The 16,510-nt window shown below is 71.6% G+C and carries 12 protein-coding genes and 1 pseudogene; 10 read left to right on the top strand and 3 right to left on the bottom strand.

The window, feature by feature from the left end; all coding sequences use genetic code 11:
* The first annotated feature begins 14 nt into the window (after positions 1-14).
* The 3 genes from AB0637_RS14785 to AB0637_RS14775 all read left to right on the top strand — a co-directional run bounded on the left by AB0637_RS14785 (position 15) and on the right by AB0637_RS14775 (position 3,277).
* Positions 15-431: a DUF485 domain-containing protein gene (locus AB0637_RS14785; RefSeq protein WP_366173189.1), complete on the top strand. Its 417-nt coding sequence runs from the start codon at positions 15-17 to the stop codon at positions 429-431.
* Complete coding sequence (locus AB0637_RS14780; RefSeq protein ID WP_366173188.1) at positions 428-2,047, top strand: cation acetate symporter; 1,620 nt, start codon at positions 428-430, stop codon at positions 2,045-2,047. Before AB0637_RS14785 ends, AB0637_RS14780 begins: the two co-directional genes overlap by 4 nt.
* A gap of 198 nt (positions 2,048-2,245) precedes the next feature.
* Complete coding sequence (locus tag AB0637_RS14775) at positions 2,246-3,277, top strand: hypothetical protein (RefSeq protein WP_366173187.1); 1,032 nt, start codon at positions 2,246-2,248, stop codon at positions 3,275-3,277.
* Between the two features lie 9 nt (positions 3,278-3,286).
* On the opposite strand, the gene rsmI is transcribed toward AB0637_RS14775, so the two are convergent.
* Positions 3,287-4,141, bottom strand: coding sequence for a 16S rRNA (cytidine(1402)-2'-O)-methyltransferase (gene rsmI / locus AB0637_RS14770; protein ID WP_366173186.1), 855 nt, complete (start codon positions 4,139-4,141; stop codon positions 3,287-3,289).
* Between the two features lie 202 nt (positions 4,142-4,343).
* On the opposite strand from rsmI, the gene AB0637_RS14765 reads away from it, so the two are divergent.
* Positions 4,344-5,894: an NPCBM/NEW2 domain-containing protein gene (locus AB0637_RS14765; RefSeq protein WP_366173185.1), complete on the top strand. Its 1,551-nt coding sequence runs from the start codon at positions 4,344-4,346 to the stop codon at positions 5,892-5,894.
* A 100-nt stretch (positions 5,895-5,994) separates the two neighbouring features.
* Here AB0637_RS14765 and AB0637_RS14760 read toward each other — a convergent pair whose 3' ends face one another.
* Positions 5,995-6,882: a glycosyltransferase gene (locus AB0637_RS14760; RefSeq protein WP_366173184.1), complete on the bottom strand. Its 888-nt coding sequence runs from the start codon at positions 6,880-6,882 to the stop codon at positions 5,995-5,997.
* Between the two features lie 243 nt (positions 6,883-7,125).
* Complete coding sequence (locus AB0637_RS14755) at positions 7,126-8,310, bottom strand: hypothetical protein (protein WP_366173183.1); 1,185 nt, start codon at positions 8,308-8,310, stop codon at positions 7,126-7,128.
* A gap of 377 nt (positions 8,311-8,687) precedes the next feature.
* Here AB0637_RS14755 and AB0637_RS14750 point away from each other — a divergent pair, with 377 nt between their 5' ends.
* From AB0637_RS14750 to AB0637_RS14725, 6 genes and pseudogenes are all read left to right on the top strand, one after another.
* Positions 8,688-9,788: a DUF4124 domain-containing protein gene (locus tag AB0637_RS14750; protein ID WP_366173181.1), complete on the top strand. Its 1,101-nt coding sequence runs from the start codon at positions 8,688-8,690 to the stop codon at positions 9,786-9,788.
* 90 nt (positions 9,789-9,878) lie between these two features.
* Complete coding sequence (locus tag AB0637_RS14745) at positions 9,879-10,433, top strand: serine acetyltransferase (protein ID WP_366173179.1); 555 nt, start codon at positions 9,879-9,881, stop codon at positions 10,431-10,433.
* Positions 10,430-11,515, top strand: a complete 1,086-nt coding sequence (locus AB0637_RS14740) for an acyltransferase family protein (protein ID WP_366173223.1) — start codon at positions 10,430-10,432, stop codon at positions 11,513-11,515. Before AB0637_RS14745 ends, AB0637_RS14740 begins: the two co-directional genes overlap by 4 nt.
* Before the next feature lie 50 nt (positions 11,516-11,565).
* On the top strand, positions 11,566-13,188 hold the full coding sequence (locus AB0637_RS14735) for a phospholipid carrier-dependent glycosyltransferase (protein ID WP_366173178.1): 1,623 nt from the start codon (positions 11,566-11,568) through the stop codon (positions 13,186-13,188).
* Positions 13,189-13,241: 53 nt separating this feature from the next.
* Positions 13,242-14,102 carry a beta-1,6-N-acetylglucosaminyltransferase gene (locus tag AB0637_RS14730; protein WP_366173177.1) on the top strand — a complete coding sequence of 287 codons (861 nt, stop codon included), beginning with the start codon at positions 13,242-13,244 and terminating at the stop codon, positions 14,100-14,102.
* Between the two features lie 399 nt (positions 14,103-14,501).
* A pseudogene (locus tag AB0637_RS14725) lies at positions 14,502-16,337 on the top strand (NPCBM/NEW2 domain-containing protein); the annotation flags it as partial.
* Positions 16,338-16,510 lie beyond the last annotated feature (173 nt).

The raw sequence follows: 16,510 nt of genomic DNA, 5'->3' as shown, positions 1-16,510 counted from the left end.
CGAGGAGGTCACCGATGGCTGAGCCCGAGGTCCCCCGCGGGACCGCACCCGACTCGTACGAGGAGGTGCGCACCTCCGCCGAGTTCCAGGCCCTGCGCCGCCGGTTCCGGCGGTTCGTCCTGCCGCTGGCCGCGGTGTTCCTCGTCTGGTACGCGGCGTACGTGCTGCTGGCCGACTACGCGCACGGGTTCATGAGCACCCGGGTCGGCGACTCGAACATCACCGTCGGCCTGCTGCTCGGCCTCGGGCAGTTCGTCTCCACGTTCGTCATCACGACCGTCTACGTGCGGTGGGCGAACCGTCGGTTCGACCCCGCCGCCGAGGCGTTGCGCGCACGGGTCGAGGGCCACGGGCCGCACGGCACGACCGACGTGCGCGACGGGCGGACGGCGGCCAGTCCCCAGGACCACGACCGGGAGGCCCGTCCGTGACCGACATCGGTGAACCCCTCGTCAACATCGCCATCTTCGCCGTGTTCGTCGCGGTGACCCTCGCCGTCGTCCTGCGCGCGAGCCGGAACAACCGCACCGCGGCGGACTTCTACGCCGGGGGACGGTCCTTCACGGGCCCGCAGAACGGGGTCGCGATCGCGGGCGACTACCTGTCCGCGGCCAGTTTCCTGGGGATCGCCGGCGCCATCGCCGTCTACGGCTACGACGGGTTCCTGTACTCCATCGGGTTCCTCGTCGCCTGGCTCGTGGCCCTGCTGCTCGTGGCCGAACTGCTGCGCAACACCGGCCGGTTCACGATGGCCGACGTCCTCAGCTTCCGGCTCAAGGAACGTCCGGTGCGCCTGGCCGCGGCCGTCTCGACCCTCGCGGTGTCGTTCTTCTACCTGCTGGCGCAGATGGCCGGAGCCGGAGGGCTCGTCGCCCTCCTGCTCGGGATCGACTCCAGCGCAGGGCAGAACGTCGTCATCGCCGTCGTCGGCGCGTTGATGATCGTCTACGTCCTCATCGGGGGGATGAAGGGGACGACGTGGGTGCAGATCATCAAGGCGTGCCTGCTCGTGGCCGGCGCCGGGGCGATGACCGTGTGGGTGCTGGCGCGGTACGGGTTCAACCTGTCCGACCTGCTCGGCGCGGCCGTCGCCGCCCCGGGGTCCGCGGGTGAGGCGCTGCTCGGGCCGGGCGCGCAGTACGGCGCCACGGAGGTCTCGAAGCTGAACTTCCTCTCGCTGTCCCTCGCGCTCGTCCTCGGGACCGCGGGCCTCCCGCACGTGCTCATGCGGTTCTACACGGTGCCGACGTCGAAGGAGGCCCGCCGCAGCGTCGTGTGGGCCATCTGGATCATCGGGTTCTTCTACCTGTTCACCCTCGTCCTGGGCTACGGCGCGGGTGCCCTCGTCGGCAAGGAGGCGATCCTCGCCGCACCGGGCAAGGTGAACTCCGCCGCTCCCCTGCTGGCCTACGAACTCGGCGGCACCATCCTGCTCGGCGTCATCGCGGCCGTCGCGTTCGCGACGATCCTCGCCGTCGTCGCCGGACTGGCGATCACCGCCAGCGCGTCGTTCGCGCACGACGTCTACGCGTCCGTCATCAAGCGAGGCAAGGCCGATCCCGCCGCGGAGGTCCGCGTGGCCCGGATCACCGTCGTCGTCATCGGCGCGGTCGCCATCGTCGGCGGGATCTTCGCCAACGGGCAGAACGTCGCGTTCCTCGTCGCCCTGGCCTTCGCCGTGGCGGCCAGCGCGAACCTGCCGACCATCCTCTACTCGCTGTTCTGGCCGCGGTTCACGACGCGCGGTGCGCTGTGGAGCATGTACGGCGGGCTCCTGTCCTGCCTCGTGCTCATCGTGTCCTCCCCCGTCGTGTCGGGGAAGGTCGACCCCGTGACCGGCGCCTCGCTGTCGATGATCCGCGACACCTCCGTCGACTTCTCGTGGTTCCCGCTGGAGAACCCCGGCCTCGTGACCATCCCGCTGGCGTTCTTCCTCGGCTGGCTCGGGTCGGTCACCGGGCGCGAGCGGGGGAACGAGCGGCGGGCCGCGGAGATGGAGGTGCGGAGCCTCACCGGGGCGGGGGCGGAGAAGGCGGTGGACCACTGACGCGAAGGGCTACGACGCTGAGACGTTTCACGGCAACGTGGGAAGCGTCACGCACCGTGAACGTGACTACGGAGCGTGTTTGAGGGAGGGTTTCGTTCGCCCGAACGGGTGAACGAGGCGCACCGGTGTGACGGTGCGCACACGGTGGACCGCCCCCCGGGTCCACCCTCACCCGTCCTCCCCGACCTTCGAGGACCCATGACCCCACGGCTCCCCCGCCACGCCCTCCTCCCCCTCGCGGCTGTCATCGCCCTCGCCCTGCCCCTGACGGCTGCCGCCGAACCCGCCTCCGCCGCCGGCCGGGAAGCGGTCACCATGCCGGTCGGCGGCCCGTTCGGCGCCGGCACCGCCTGGCGCCTCGACGTCCGTGACGCCCCGGTCAACGACCGCTCCCGCGGGATGGTCGCCAGCGTCGCCCGGCAGACGGCGGCACGCTACGGCGGTGTCGCCGCCTTCAACGTCGACCAGTACACGACGAGCTTCTACACCGTCCCGGCCGGCCAGCCGCGGGTCGACGTCACGTGGACCAACTGCCAGTCGATGTCCTTCACCCCCACGGGACTCCTCGGCAGCGGCGGGCAGTTCTCGAAGGTCCCCGTGCCCGCCGACGCGGTACCAGCCGCCGGGACCGACGGCCAGCTGACGGTGTACTCCCCGTCCACCGACCAGCTCTGGGAGTTCTGGCAGGCCAAGCGCGTCGGCTCGCACTGGCAGGCCTGCTGGGGCGGCCGGATCGACCACGTGTCCCGCAGCCAGGGTCGCTTCTCGGGCACCTTCGGCGCCAGTGCCAGCGGGCTGGCCATCTCGGGCGGCACCATCGGCATCGACGAGGTCCGTCGCGGATCCATCGACCACGCCATCGCCCTCTCCCTGCCGGAGATGGGACGGGGGACGAGCTACCCCGCCTCGCGTGGCGACGGCTGGGTGGAGGGGGCCGACAGCATCCCCACCGGCACGCGGTTGCGACTGCCGTCCTCGGTCGACGTCGACGCGCTGGACCTGCACCCGGTGGCGCGCATGATCGCCCTCGCTGCGCAGAAGTACGGCTTCATCGTCACGGACACCGGCGGCTGCACCTCGGTCGTGGCCGAGAGCCCCGCCGCTGTGGAAGCCGCGACCGGCAAGGACCCGTGGGACGGGCTCCTCGACGGGACCCCCGGCTACAGCGTCATGGCCGGTTTCCCCTGGAAGTCCCTGCAGGCCCTGCCGAAGGACTACGGCAAGCCGTGACCGAGCGGATCAGCCCTTCCGGCGCGCCACGACCTCGTCGTAGAGCGTGCGGGACGGCACCCCGCCGCGGTCGGCCGTCACCCTGACGGCGTCCTTCAGCCGGTAGCCGGACGAGACGAGCGCGAGGACCTCCTCGACGAGTTCGCCCGGCTGCCGGCTCGGAGCACCGGAGGACCCGGCGACCACCAGGCAGACCTCGCCGCGGACCTCCCCCGCGGCGGCCCAGGCAGCCAGCTCTCCCAGGGGCCCCCGCACGACCTCCTCGTACGTCTTCGTCAGCTCACGGCAGACGGCGGCGCTGCGGTCGGCCCCGAAGGCGTCCGCCATCGCGGCCAGCGTCGTGGCCGTCCGGTGCGGGGACTCGAAGAAGACCAGCGTCCGCTCGTCGGCCGCGAGCGCCGCGAAGGTGCGGCCACGCTCCCCCGGCTTGCGCGGTGCGAAGCCCTCGAAGGCGAAGCGGTCGCTGGGCAGCCCCGACACCGCGAGAGCCGTCAGCACGGCCGAGGGACCTGGGACGACCGTGACCGGGAGCTCGGCGTCCACGCAGGCTCTGACCAGCCGGTAGCCCGGGTCCGAGACCGAGGGCATGCCGGCGTCGGTCACCAGGGCGACAGTCGATCCAGAGCGCACGAGGTCCACCAACTCGGGGGTGCGCTCGACCTCGTTGTGCTCGTGGTAGCTCAGCACCTTGCCCTTCGGGACGACCCCCAGCATCGAGGCGAGCCGGTGCAGGCGGCGTGTGTCCTCGGCCGCGACGACGTCCGCGCTGCCCAGCAGGTCCACCAGGCGCGTCGTCGCGTCCCCGGCGTTGCCGATCGGCGTCCCCGCCAGCACGAGTCGGCCGGGGGCCTGCTGCACGTCCACGCCCGTCATCGTGCCTCACCAGGGACGGCAGACCGGTCTGCGGGTCGGCGATCACGGTCGGATGAGCCACTACCCGCGGTGACCGGGTGACCCGCGGGGTGGTGCGCACGGGTGCAGACACCCCGGGTCGACTGAAGGTCGAGGCCCCACGTCCCGATGGGTTCAGTGCTGCCCGAACCTTGTCGTCACTGGAGGCCTGCTCATGCTCCGCCGTCTGCCCGTTGCCCTCGCTCTCGCCACGTCCGCCGCCGTCGCCCTGTCCACGACCGCCGCCACAGGTGCCATCGCGGCACCGGCGGCCTCCGTTACAGGCACGACAGAGGTCTCCGTCCTCGCCCGGACCATGCCCGTCGGTGGGGTCTTCTCGCAGGGCACGGCCTGGCGGCTCGACGTCAGCAAGGCGCCGAAGAACGCGAACTCGGCCGCGATGGTGAAGAACGTCGCGACGCAGACCGCGGCACAGTACGGCGGTGTCGCCGCGTTCAACGCGTACCAGTACTCCACGAGCGTCTACACGGTCTCGGCCGGCACGCCGAAGGTCGACGTCCGGTGGGACAACTGCCAGGGCAAGTCGTGGACGCCCGCGGGCCTGCTCGGTCCCGGAGGCCAGTTCACCCAGGTCCCCATCCCCGCCGACGCCGTCCCCGCCAAGGGCAGCGACAGCCAGCTCACCATCTACTCCCCCAGCACCGACCAGCTCTGGGAGTTCTGGGTCACCAAGAAGGTGAACGGCGTCTGGAGCGCCTGCTGGGGCGGCCGCATCGACGGAGTCTCCTACAGCGAGGGGTTCTTCCACGACGGGTTCGGGGCGAGCGCCAGCGGGCTGGCCGTCGCCGGGGGGACCGTGGGCATCAAGGACGTGCAGTCGGGCGTCATCGACCATGCGCTGGCCCTGCACATCCCCACTCCGGGCAACTGGAAGGAGTTCAGCTACCCGGCTCAGCGCAGCGACGGCTACGACACCTCCGCCGCGCGCGTCCCGGAGGGGACCCGGCTGCGTCTGGACCCGAGCATCGACGTCGACGCCCTGAGCATGCACCCCGTGGCGAAGATGGTGGCCAAGGCCGCGCAGAAGTACGGATTCATCGTCACGGACAAGGCCGGATGCACCGCGGTCGTGGCCGAGAGCCCGGCCGCGGCGATCGCGGCGACGGGCGTGGACCCGTGGAAGGCGTTGCTGGGCAGCACTCCGAGCTACTCGGTGATGAAGAACTTCCCCTGGGACAAGCTCCAGGCCCTCCCCAAGGACTACGGCAAGCCGTCCTCGACCACCACCGGCAGCGACGGCGCCACACCGACGCCGACCACCGCCGTCGGCCCGATCGGCAAGTACGCCTCGGACACCGCCTACCGCGTGCTCCGCAACGGCTGGGGCCCTGCGGAGAAGGACCGCAGCAACGGCGAGCAGGCGGCCGGCGACGGCAAGGCCCTCAAGGTCGGCGGCACCGTGTACGCCAAGGGCTTCGGCGTGCACGCCGCGTCGGAGATCGTGGTCCCCGTCGGGGGCGCGAAGACGTTCTCCGCCAAGGTCGGGATCGACGCCGAGGTCGGGACCCGCGGCAGCGTCCAGTTCCAGGTGTGGAGCGGTGGCAAGAAGCTGGCCGACAGCGGCCTGGTCCGGGGCGGTGAGGCCGCCCGCACCGTCGTGGCGGACGTGACCGGCGTCTCCGAGATCCGGCTCGTGGTCACCGACGGCGGCAACGGCGTCTCAGGGGACCACGCCGACTGGGCGAACGCCGGCTTCTCGTCCTGACCTCACGGACCAGGCGACGTCGCGGCGGGGCCCGAGGGGAACGGCGTCGGCCGGTCGATCGCCGTCATCCGACGGCGGACGACGGCGTCTGGGCGCCTCGTCACTCCTCCTGCTCCAGCGCGACGTCCAGCAGCCGGTCGAGGTAGCGGTCGGGCGACAGGCGATCGCGGACCGCCGCCTGCGCCGCAGCCCTCATGCGTGCGTAGTGCTCGGCCCGCGAGGGGTCCAGCACGTCGAGGACGGCTGCACGCATCTCGTCGGCCGTCGTGACGATGAGGCCCGTCACGTCGTGGTCGATGTAGTCGCGGACACCGGGCACCTCGTTGACGATGACCACCTTGCCGAGCGCCATGCCGTTGAGGTACGTGGCCTGGCCGGTGCTGCGCGCAGCCTGCCGCATGGGCACGACCAGCACGCTGCAGCCGTACAAGCGGCGCATGAACTCCTCGTGGCTCGTCGACTCGAAGGTCATGTTCCCAGGACTGGCAGCCGGGACCCACGAGGTCGCGACGTCCACGCGGACCGGGAGGTCCTTCAGGGCCTCGACCAGGAGGTCGTAGTCACGCAGGCTGTTCCCTCCTGCGAAGACGTGGTCGCCGACGTGGACCTCGTCCGGGCTCGGCAGCGTGAACAGGGTGTGGGAGAAGGGCGTGAAGCGAACGGTCCCGCGCCTGACGCCCCAGGCCCGCACGAACGTCGTCACCTCGTCGCGCGAGAGGACGCACCAGACGACGCCAGGGCCGTCCGCGAAGCGCACCAGGGCCTTCGACGCCTGCTCGACCCACCGCGTCACGGTGGACGGGAGGCGCGCTGCCAGCGCCGCGCTCCCCGGCTCGATGGTCGCGTCCGAGACGACGACACGAGCCTTCGGGTGGACCCTCCGCAGGATCCCGGCGGCGATGAGGTCCCGGTAGCCCTCCGACAGCCCCGACGTCCCTCGGACGATGAAGGCCCGCCGACCCGGACTGGCGCGCAGCAGACTGACCATCCAGGGCAGCCAACGAGGGTGGTCCGCCGTCGAGACGACGTCGGCCGTGGCGTTCCACCTGCCGTGACCCCGAGCATGGAGAGTGACGAGCAAGGGCTTTCGCCCGGCAGACTCAGCCACAGGCGGTCATGGTCCTTCCAGTCCGAACGCCGGGGTGCGACGTCAACGTAGGGGCAGTCCTCCGCGGACGCAAGGACGCCGGGCGGACGCAGCGTCCTCGCCGAGGTGCCCGGGGCGTCCCGCTCACGGAGTGGCGGAGGACACGCTCGACGTGGAACCCGCACCTGCGCTCGGCGATGCCGTGGGTCGGGGCTTGCCCCAGTTCTCGGGCAGGACTTCCAGACGGTCCCACGGGAAACCCTTGAGCACCTCGTACGACGGCACCCCACGCATGGTCCGCTGCCAGAAGTCCGGGTCGTCCGCCACGGGCTGACCGATCTGGCCACCGACGTTCACGGCGCCCGCCTGGTCGGTCACGATGAAGCCGTACTCCTGGGCGGCGCGCGCGACCATCTCGGCCAGGGGCGTGAGACCCAGCGAGCTGACGTCGAGGTCCGCGGGGAGGCGCAGGCGGATCCCTTCGGGCAGAGCGTGATCGGCGTCGTTGTGGCCGTCGCTGCGCTGGGCCGGCCAACTCACGCGGTTCCACGTCGCCGGGGACACGATGGCCAGACCCAGGGCGTGGTCGATGCGGCCGCGGCGCACGTCGTCCACCCACACCGTTCCCGCAGACATGGCCAACCCGCTCCCGCTGGCCCCGAAACCGTCGCGGAAGTACCCCCGGCTCTTCGACACCTCGTCGATGCGTCCGCCCCAACAGGCGCTCCAGCCGGTGTCGCCCTTCTTCACGCGCCACAGCTCCCACAACTGGTCGGTGCTGGGCGAGTAGACGGTCAGCTGGCCGTCGCTGCCGGGCGACGGCCGGGCGTCCGCAGGGATCGGCACGGAGGTGAACTGTCCCCCCTTCCCGAGCAGGCCGGCCGGAGTCCACGTCTTCTTCTGGCAGTTGTTCCACGCGACGTCGACCGTCGGCTGACCGGCCGGGACGGTGTACCAGGACGCGGTGAACTGGTCGACGTTGAACGCCGCGACGCCACCCCAGTGCGCGTCCACCTGCTCGACCAGGCCCCGGACCATGGCCGCGGAATCGCGGTTGACGGGTGCGTCCGTCACCGGTGTCCGCCAGACACTGCCCGACCCGAAGGGGTAGTCCTGCGCCACCTGCGGCGTCGGGGTCGGGGCCGGGGCCGGGGCCCCGTCGTCCCGGGTCGTGCGCTGCACCCAGACGACCACGGCGAGCACGAGCACCAGAGCGGCGGCGATCAGCGCCAGCAACCAGCGGGGGCGCCGACTCCGCCAGGGAGCCGGTCTCGGGGTCTCGGGCGCTGCGGTGTCCAGGGCGCTCTCCTCGTCCGTCGTGGTGGTCACCGTCCAGGGGGCCGACACGGTCCTTCGGGGCGGGGCGGACCCAGGGGCGGGCAGATCCGCCTCGACGCCGAGGGCTCGCGGTCACGCGACGTGCTGTCACTGGTCCCACCGGCAACCGGACGGACCAGTGAGCGCCAGTACACCACGCTCGGTGAGCGTCACTCGCTGGTCGCGACGGGTGCCACCGTCCGCGCCGTCGGCGCCCCGCGCGTCACACACCGTCGCCGACACCGCACGTACGTCCTTCCGACCGGGTGAAGCACCCGCCCGATCAGGCGTCCGTTCCTTGCAGGGCGCACCGGTCGCGCCGATGCCTGGGGTGCGGTCCCGCCCGCCGGAACCGCGATCCGCCCACCACCACGCTCCGAGGAGTCCCGATGCCCCGCACGCCCCGCCGCCTGGCCGCGGCGCTCGCCGCCACGGCCGTCCTGGCCGGAGGCGTCGTCACCGCGACGAGCGCGAGCGCCGCCGACGGCCGCGTCCTGCTCGGCCGCCGCGTCCTGTCGCCGCACGCCGGCCAGAACCTGCTCGCCGACTTCCGCGGTCCGGTGGGGACCCCCTTCGGCGCCACGAGTGCCTGGAAGCAGGTCGTCACCACCGCCCCGCAGCACCAGAACTCCGCGGCGATGGTGGCCAACGTCGCCGACCAGGCCGCCAAGTACTACGGCGGCGTGGCCGCCTTCAACGCCTACCGCTACAGCACGAGCGTCTACACGGTTCCCGCCGGAACGCCGACGGTGGACGTCCGTTGGCAGAACTGCCAGAAGAAGAGCTACACCCCCGCGGGGTTGACCGGTCCGGGTGGTCAGTTCACCCAGGTACCCATCCCTGCCGACGCCGTGCCCGCCGCGGGAACCGACGGCGAGCTGACCGTCTACTCCCCCGGCACCGACCAGCTGTGGGAGTTCTGGCAGGCGAAGAAGGTCGACGGGACCTGGCAGGCGTGCTGGGGCGGTCGGATCGACAAGGTCTCCAGCGACCCGGGCTACTTCTCGGGCGGGTTCGGTGCCAGTGCCAGCGGCATGGCCATCGTCGGTGGCACCATCGGCATCAAGGAGGCCCAGGCCGGGAGGATCGACCACGCCCTCGCCCTGGCGATCCCGGCACCGGGGAACTGGAACGAGGTCAGCTGGCCCGCTCAACGCAGCGACGGGTACGACAAGTCGGCCGGCCGCGTCCCCGAGGGAACGCGACTGCGCCTCGACCCGAGCATCGACGTCGACAAGCTCAAGCTGACCCCCATCGCGACGATGGTCGCCAAGGCCGCACAGAAGTACGGGTTCATCGTCACGGACAAGGCCGGCTGCGTCGCGGTCACCGCGGAGAGCCCGGCCGCGACCATCGCGGCCACGGGGGTCGACCCGTGGAAGGCCATGATGCAGGGCAAGCCCGACTACCTGATCATGAAGGACTTCCCCTGGAGCAAGCTGCAGGCACTGCCCGCGGACTGGGGCAAGCCCGCTTCGCCGAAGCGCTGAACCGGGACGACGGTCTGTGACGTTCTGAGCAGCTCGCGGTAGCCTCCCGCTCGACACGACCCGAAGGACGACCCGAGCGGGAGGACACCCGTGAGCAGACCGTGGTGGCGCGAGTGGCTTGAGCTGACCCGCAGCGACCTGCCCCTGAACCGGCCGTCCCGTGAGTCGATCGCCACCTTGGCCATCTGGCGGTTCGGGCAGGTCCTGCACGACCGGCCAGGTGCCGCGGCCTTCGCGCTGCGGCGGGTGCACGGAGTGGTCGACCAGCTGTGGACCCGCAACACGATCGGGGCCGAACTGCCGCGCAGCGTCGTCGTCGGGCCCGGCATGAAACTGCCGCACGCGGGGCGCGGTGTCATCGTCCACCCCGATGCCCGCATCGGCGCCAACGTGACCCTGCACCACCGCGTGACGATCGGCGTCCGCAACGGCGCGCGCCCGCCCCACATCGCCGACGGCGTCTACCTCGGCGCGGGGGCAGCTGTCCTGGGGCCGATCGACCTCGGGGCGGGCTGCAAGGTCGGCGCGAACGCAGTCGTCGTCAAGGACGTCGAACCGGGAGCGACGGTGGTCACCTCCGCGACGAGGACCATCCCGGCGAGAGGACGCGTTCCGGAAGCAGCCGTCGAAGGACGTCACGTCTGACCACGTCGTCCGCCGGTCCGATCGTCACCTCGTCGACAGGAGCCGTCCTGCCCTCCTCCCGCACCCGGCTCGAGTGGATCGACACCGCTCGCGGCGCCAGCATCCTCCTGGTCGTCCTCTACCACGCCACGCTCTTCGCCGCGGCGGCCGGTTTCGAGAACGCCGCCTGGGACCTCGTCAACGGCGCCGCCCAACCGCTCCGCATGCCCCTCTTCTTCTTCCTCTCCGGACTCCTGGCGAGTCGCGCGGTCGAACGGAGCTGGCGGGAACTCGTCCCGGGTCGCCTGGGGTCGAACCTGTACCTCTACGTGCTGTGGGCCAGTCTCGCCTTCGCCGTCTTCAGCCTGGTCCCCTACGAACGTCAGGGGGCCCCACGAGGTTTCGCGCACTGGATCCAGTCGACCTTCCTCCTGCCGGAGAACGGCCACTGGTACCTCCTGCTGCTGGCGCTGTTCACAGCGGCCGGCAAGGTTCTGCGCCCCGTGCCCTCCGCGTTCCTCCTGCCCGCGGCCGCCGCGGTGTCCGCGGTGGCCTGCACGGACGTGGTGAGCGCCAGCTTCGTCTGGAACAACTGCCTCCTGCTCTTCGGGTTCTTCGCCGCCGGCCTGCGCCTGCGCACGACGGCGTTCCGGCTGTCGCAGGAGTGGGCGAGGCCACGGCGGGCGGGGGCCCTCGTCCTGCTGGTCGGGACGACGGCACTGGTTGCTGCGCACTCGGGGTGGATGCAGGTCTTCGGCGTGCGCACCGTGCTGGGTGTGGGCGCGGTCGCCGCGGGAGTGGCCGCGGCTGCCGCCCTGTCGGGGACGAGGCTCGGACGCCCCCTGGCGTCCCTCGGCCGCAACACCCTGCCGCTCTACCTCGCGCACGAGGTGGTGCTGGCGCTCCTCGTCCTCGCCCTCGCCCCGGCGGCCGGAACGTCCCTGACCGACCCCCTGCGGTGGATCGCCCCGGCCCTCCTCGTCGCCGCCGGCACCGGCGTCGTGGTCGCGCTGCGTCGACACCTCATACGGGTACCGGGTCTGCTGTCGCCGCCGTGGTCACCGCCCCGCCTCGACTCAGCGGTTCCCGCCCGCCGCAGCTGACCCCGGACCGACTCGGGCGGCCCCGCACCGCACCCACCTACGATGCCCGGGTGAGCCCTCTGCCCGCCAGCCCCGTGCCCGCACCCGACCTGCGGCCGCGGGCCAGGCTCTTCGGCGGTCCGTCCGAGATCGACGGCGAGTCCTGGAAGCGGTCGTGGCTGCCGCTCCTGGCGGTGACGGCGGTGGCGGGCTTCCTCCGCTTCTTCCAACTCGGCCGACCTCACCAGCTCGTCTTCGACGAGACGTACTACGTCAAGCAGGCCTACTCGCTGCTGAAGTACGGCGTGGAACTGCGCAACGACAGCAGCATCGCGAAGCCGGACGAGCTCTTCACCGCCGGGACGCCGGACGTCTTCGGGACGACGGGCGACTTCGTCGTCCACCCGCCCGTCGGCAAGTGGATGATCGCCGCCGGGGAGTGGCTGTTCGGCATCGACTCCTCCTTCGGCTGGCGCTTCTCCGCCGCCGTCATCGGGACGCTGTCGATCCTCCTCATCGGCCGCGTCGCCCGCCGCCTCTTCCGCTCGACCCTGCTCGGCGTGACCGCCGCTGTGCTGCTGACGTTCGACGGGGAGCACTTCGTCGAGAGCCGGACGAGCCTGCTCGACATCTTCCTCATGTGGTGGGTGCTCGTCGCCTTCGCGCTCCTCCTCATCGACCGCGACCACGCGCGGGAACGACTGGCGCGCGCCGTCGCGGAGCACGGCGCCGACGGCCTCGGCCCGCGGATCGGCTTCCGCGGCTACCGGCTCGCGGCCGGCGTGAGCCTCGGTCTGGCGTGCGGGGTGAAGTGGTCCGGCATCTACGTCCTGGCCGTGTTCGGCCTCATGACGGTCCTGTGGGACGCCGGCGCACGTCGGGCCGTCGGTGTCAGGCCGTGGTTCGCCGCCGCCGTCTGGCGCGACGGCATCGGCGCCTTCCTGGTGCTCGTCCCGGTCGCGATCGGCGTCTACCTGGCGAGCTGGGTCGGCTGGTTCCGCAGCGACCAGGGCTGGGACCGCGACTGGGGCGCCGTGCACCCCTCCCGTGGAGCGGGGTCCGTCGTCCCGGACGCCTTGCGCAGCCTGTGGCACTACCACCAGCAGGCCTACGCGTTCCACGTCGGCCTCGACAGCCCGCACCCCTACTCGGCCAACCCGTGGTCGTGGCTCGTGCAGGGACGGCCGACGTCCTTCTTCTACGAGAGCAAGGCGAACGGCGTCGACGGCTGCACCGTCGACAACTGCTCGAAGGCCATCACGAGCCTGGGCACCCCGGTCCTGTGGTGGGTCGGACTCATCGCCCTCGCGGTGCTGCTGTTCCGGTGGGCGTTCGCCCGCGACTGGCGGGCCGGCGCGATCCTCGCCGGGTACGTCGGGGCGTACCTGCCCTGGTTCCAGTACCAGCACCGGACGATCTTCACGTTCTACGCCGTCGTCTTCGTGCCGTTCGTGGTGCTCGCCGTGGTGTACCTGCTGGGCCTCGTGCTGGGGCCCGATCCGAGCACGGCGGTGCTGCGCAAGGGCGTCAGCGTCGAGTCGGCGCTGCTGCGGCGCCGGGTGGGCGCGGCCGTCGCCGGAACGGTGGTCGTGCTGTGCGTCGCGTGCTTCGCGTTCTTCTGGCCGATCTACACCGCGCAGGTGATCCCGTACGAGAGCTGGGCCCGGCGGATGTGGTTGCCGAGCTGGATCTGACCTCCTCGGGCGCACACGGCAGGCGCTCGGACGACTCGTGCCAGGATCACGTCATGCAGCTGACCTACCTGGTCCTGGCCCACCAGAACCCCCAGCAACTGTCGAGCCTGCTGGACCTCCTGCTGGACGGCGAGGCACGAGCCGTCGTCCACGTCGACGCGAAGGTCGACGCCGAACCCTTCCTCGACGTGGTGCGAGCGCATGCCCCCGCTGCCCGCGCGACCACCCGACGCCACCCGGTCCGGTGGGGTGGTTTCGGCGTCGTCGCCGCCACCCTCACGGCGCTGCGGGAGGCCGTGCAGGAGGCGCCGGCCGACCACTACGTCCTGCTCAGCGGTTCGGACCTGCCGGTGCGGCCTGCGTCGGAGCTGCGTGCCGAGCTGGCCTCGGGCCACGTCCGCATGAACAGCTGGCTGATGCCCGACGAGGCCCGCGGCAAGCCGATGTCCCGCCTGGAGCAGTGGCACTACGCCCCGAGGAACCGCCACAGCCGGGTGGCCCACCGGGTGAACCGGCTCCTCGGTCGTCTCCCCGCGCGCAAGCTGACGGCACTGGAGGGAGCGGTGCCGCACGCGGGTTCCCAGTGGTGGACGATGCCCCACCCCTGCGCGAAGGACGTGCTCGACTTCGTCGACACCCACCCTCGTCTCGTCCGCTTCTTCCGGCACGTGCAGGTGCCGGACGAGATGTTCTTCCAGACGGTCGTCGACGCACTGCCGCACCGGTACGAGCTCCGACCCAACCTGACCTTCACGCGCTGGACGTCGGCGGACCGGCTGAGCCCCGACACCCTGTCCGCCGCGGACCTCCCGGCGGCGACCGCGGCGGGGGCCTTCTTCGCCCGGAAGTTCGACGTGACCCGCGACCCCGCCGTCCTGGACCACGTGCGCCCACTGCTGGTTCCGCGCGGCTGACAGGGTGCCCGCCGCCTGACCCGTGACGCAGCGCTCCCGATGGTCGCCCCAGGAACTACGTGACGGAGTACTCGGTCACGGAATGCGACGAACACGACTCGGCCGAACGAGTTCACGGGGTCCGCGGAGTTCCGCGTCCCCTGGACGACGGGTTGTGACGAGGGCGTCGAGGTGGCCGCACGAGGGTGAAACTCCGCCACCCGGGTGAAGTTCGGTACCCGGTGGGCCCGATCAGCAGGTGTCGATGACAACTCGCCACCTGGAGCCCCTGTGAACCGCTCGCGCCTCGCGGCCGCCATCCTGCTCGCCACCTCCCTCGTCGTCCCGAACGCCGCCGTGGCCGAGGCGTCCTCGTCCGGGTCGACGGCCGTGGTCGTCCCGACCTCAGTGGAACCGGGGATGCCCAGCGGAGGCGTCTTCAGCGCGGGCACGGCGTGGAAGCTCGACGTGTCCGGCGCCCCCCTCGGCACGAACAGCACGGGCATGGTCCAGACCGTCGTCGACCAGACCGCCCAGTTCTACGGCGGCGTGGCCGCGTTCAACGCCTACCAGTACAGCACCAGCTTCTACACAGTTCCCGCCACGCAGCCTCGGGTGGACGTCACCTGGAACAACTGCCAGGGGAAGTCCTCGACGCCACCGGGACTCCTGGGCGAGGGGGGCCAGTTCACCCAGGTCCCCATCCCCGCCGACGCCGTCCCCGCCAAGGGCAGCGACAGCCAGCTCACCATCTACTCCCCCAGCACCGACCAGCTCTGGGAGTTCTGGGTCACCAAGAAGGTGGACGGCGCCTGGAGCGCCTGCTGGGGCGGCCGCATCGACGACGTGTCCAAGAGCCACGGGTACTTCCCCGCGAGTTTCGGCGCCAGCGCGAGCGGCCTCGCCGTCGCCGGCGGAACGGTCGGCATCGCCGACGTCGAGTCCGGCACCATCGACCACGCCCTCGCTCTCCACCTCCCCACCCCGGGGAAGGCCGACGAGTTCAGCTACCCCGCCCAGCGCAGCGACGGCACGGACACCTCGGAGAACCGCGTTCCCGAGGGAACCCGCCTGCGCCTCGACCCGAGCATCGACGTCGACGCCTTGAAGATCCACCCCATCGCGAAGATGATCGCCAAGGCTGCGCAGAAGTACGGATTCATCGTGACCGACAAGGCCGGTTGCACAGCGGTGGTGGCGGAGAGCCCCGCGGCCGCCATCGCCGCCACGGGTGTCGACCCCTGGAAGGCGCTCATGGGCAGCACCCCGAGCTACAACCTGATGAAGAACTTCCCCTGGGCCTCTCTCCAGGCCCTGCCCAAGGACTACGGCAAACCGGACGTGCTCGAGGGCACCGACGGAGGTGTGTGGACCGACCACGACCCCGACGGCATGGACGTGAGCTACGTCTCCGACGGGGACTTCCGGACCGTCAAGAACGGGTGGGGGCCGGTCGAGAAGGACCGCAGCAACGGTGACATCGCGGCCGGTGACGGTCGCCGCCTCCAGATCGGCGCCATCACCTACGCCAAGGGCCTGGGGGTCCACGCCGGGTCCGAAGTCGTCGTCCCGACGCACGGCGCCACCACGCTCACGGCGAAGGTGGGGGTCGACAGCGAGGTGGGCACCAGCGGTTCCGTGGTCTTCCAGGTCTGGAACGGCACCACGAAGCTCGCCGACAGCGGGGTGCTGCGCGGTGGCCAGGTCGCCAAGCCGCTGTCCGTGGACGTCCGGGGGGCCTCCGAAGTGCGCCTCGTCGTGACGAACGCCGGGGACGGCAACTCCGCCGACCACGCCGACTGGGCCGACGCGCGACTGCTGCGACCGTCCACCGCGGCCGGTCCGACGCCCACCCCGACTCCGACCGCAACCCCGACGCCCACCCCGACGAGCAGCGTCACGTACGCGTCCGACGCCACGTACCGCGTGGTCCGCAACGGCTGGGGCCCGGCCGAACCCGACCGCAGCAACGGCGAACTCGGAGAGGCGGACGGAGGCACGCTGACCGTGGCGGGACAGGCCTTCGCCAAGGGCTTCGGTGTGCACGCGGATTCGGAGATCGTCGTCCCGACCGGCGGGGCGACCACCTTCGTGGCGGACGTCGGCATCGACGACGAGGTCCTCCCGCGCGGGAGCGCCGCCTTCCAGGTGTGGAACGGCGAGACTCTCCTGGCCGAGACCTCCGTGGTCCGGGCCGGCTCCACGGCGCGACACCTGTCCGTCGACGTCTCGGGCGCCACCGAGATCCGTCTGGTGGTCACCGACGGCGGCGACGGCACCTCTGGTGACCACGCCGACTGGGGCGGGGCTCGACTCCTCGGCGCACCCACCACCGCACCCACCACCGCACCCACCACCGCACCCACCACCGCACCCACCACCGCACCCACCACCGCACCCACCACCGCACCCACCACCGCACCCACCAC

The sequence above is a fragment of the Kineococcus sp. NPDC059986 genome (assembly GCF_040702905.1).
GTDB lineage: Bacteria > Actinomycetota > Actinomycetes > Actinomycetales > Kineococcaceae > Kineococcus.
The sequence above is the reverse complement of the archived record's forward strand: the minus strand, read 5'-3'. Positions and strand labels throughout refer to the sequence as shown.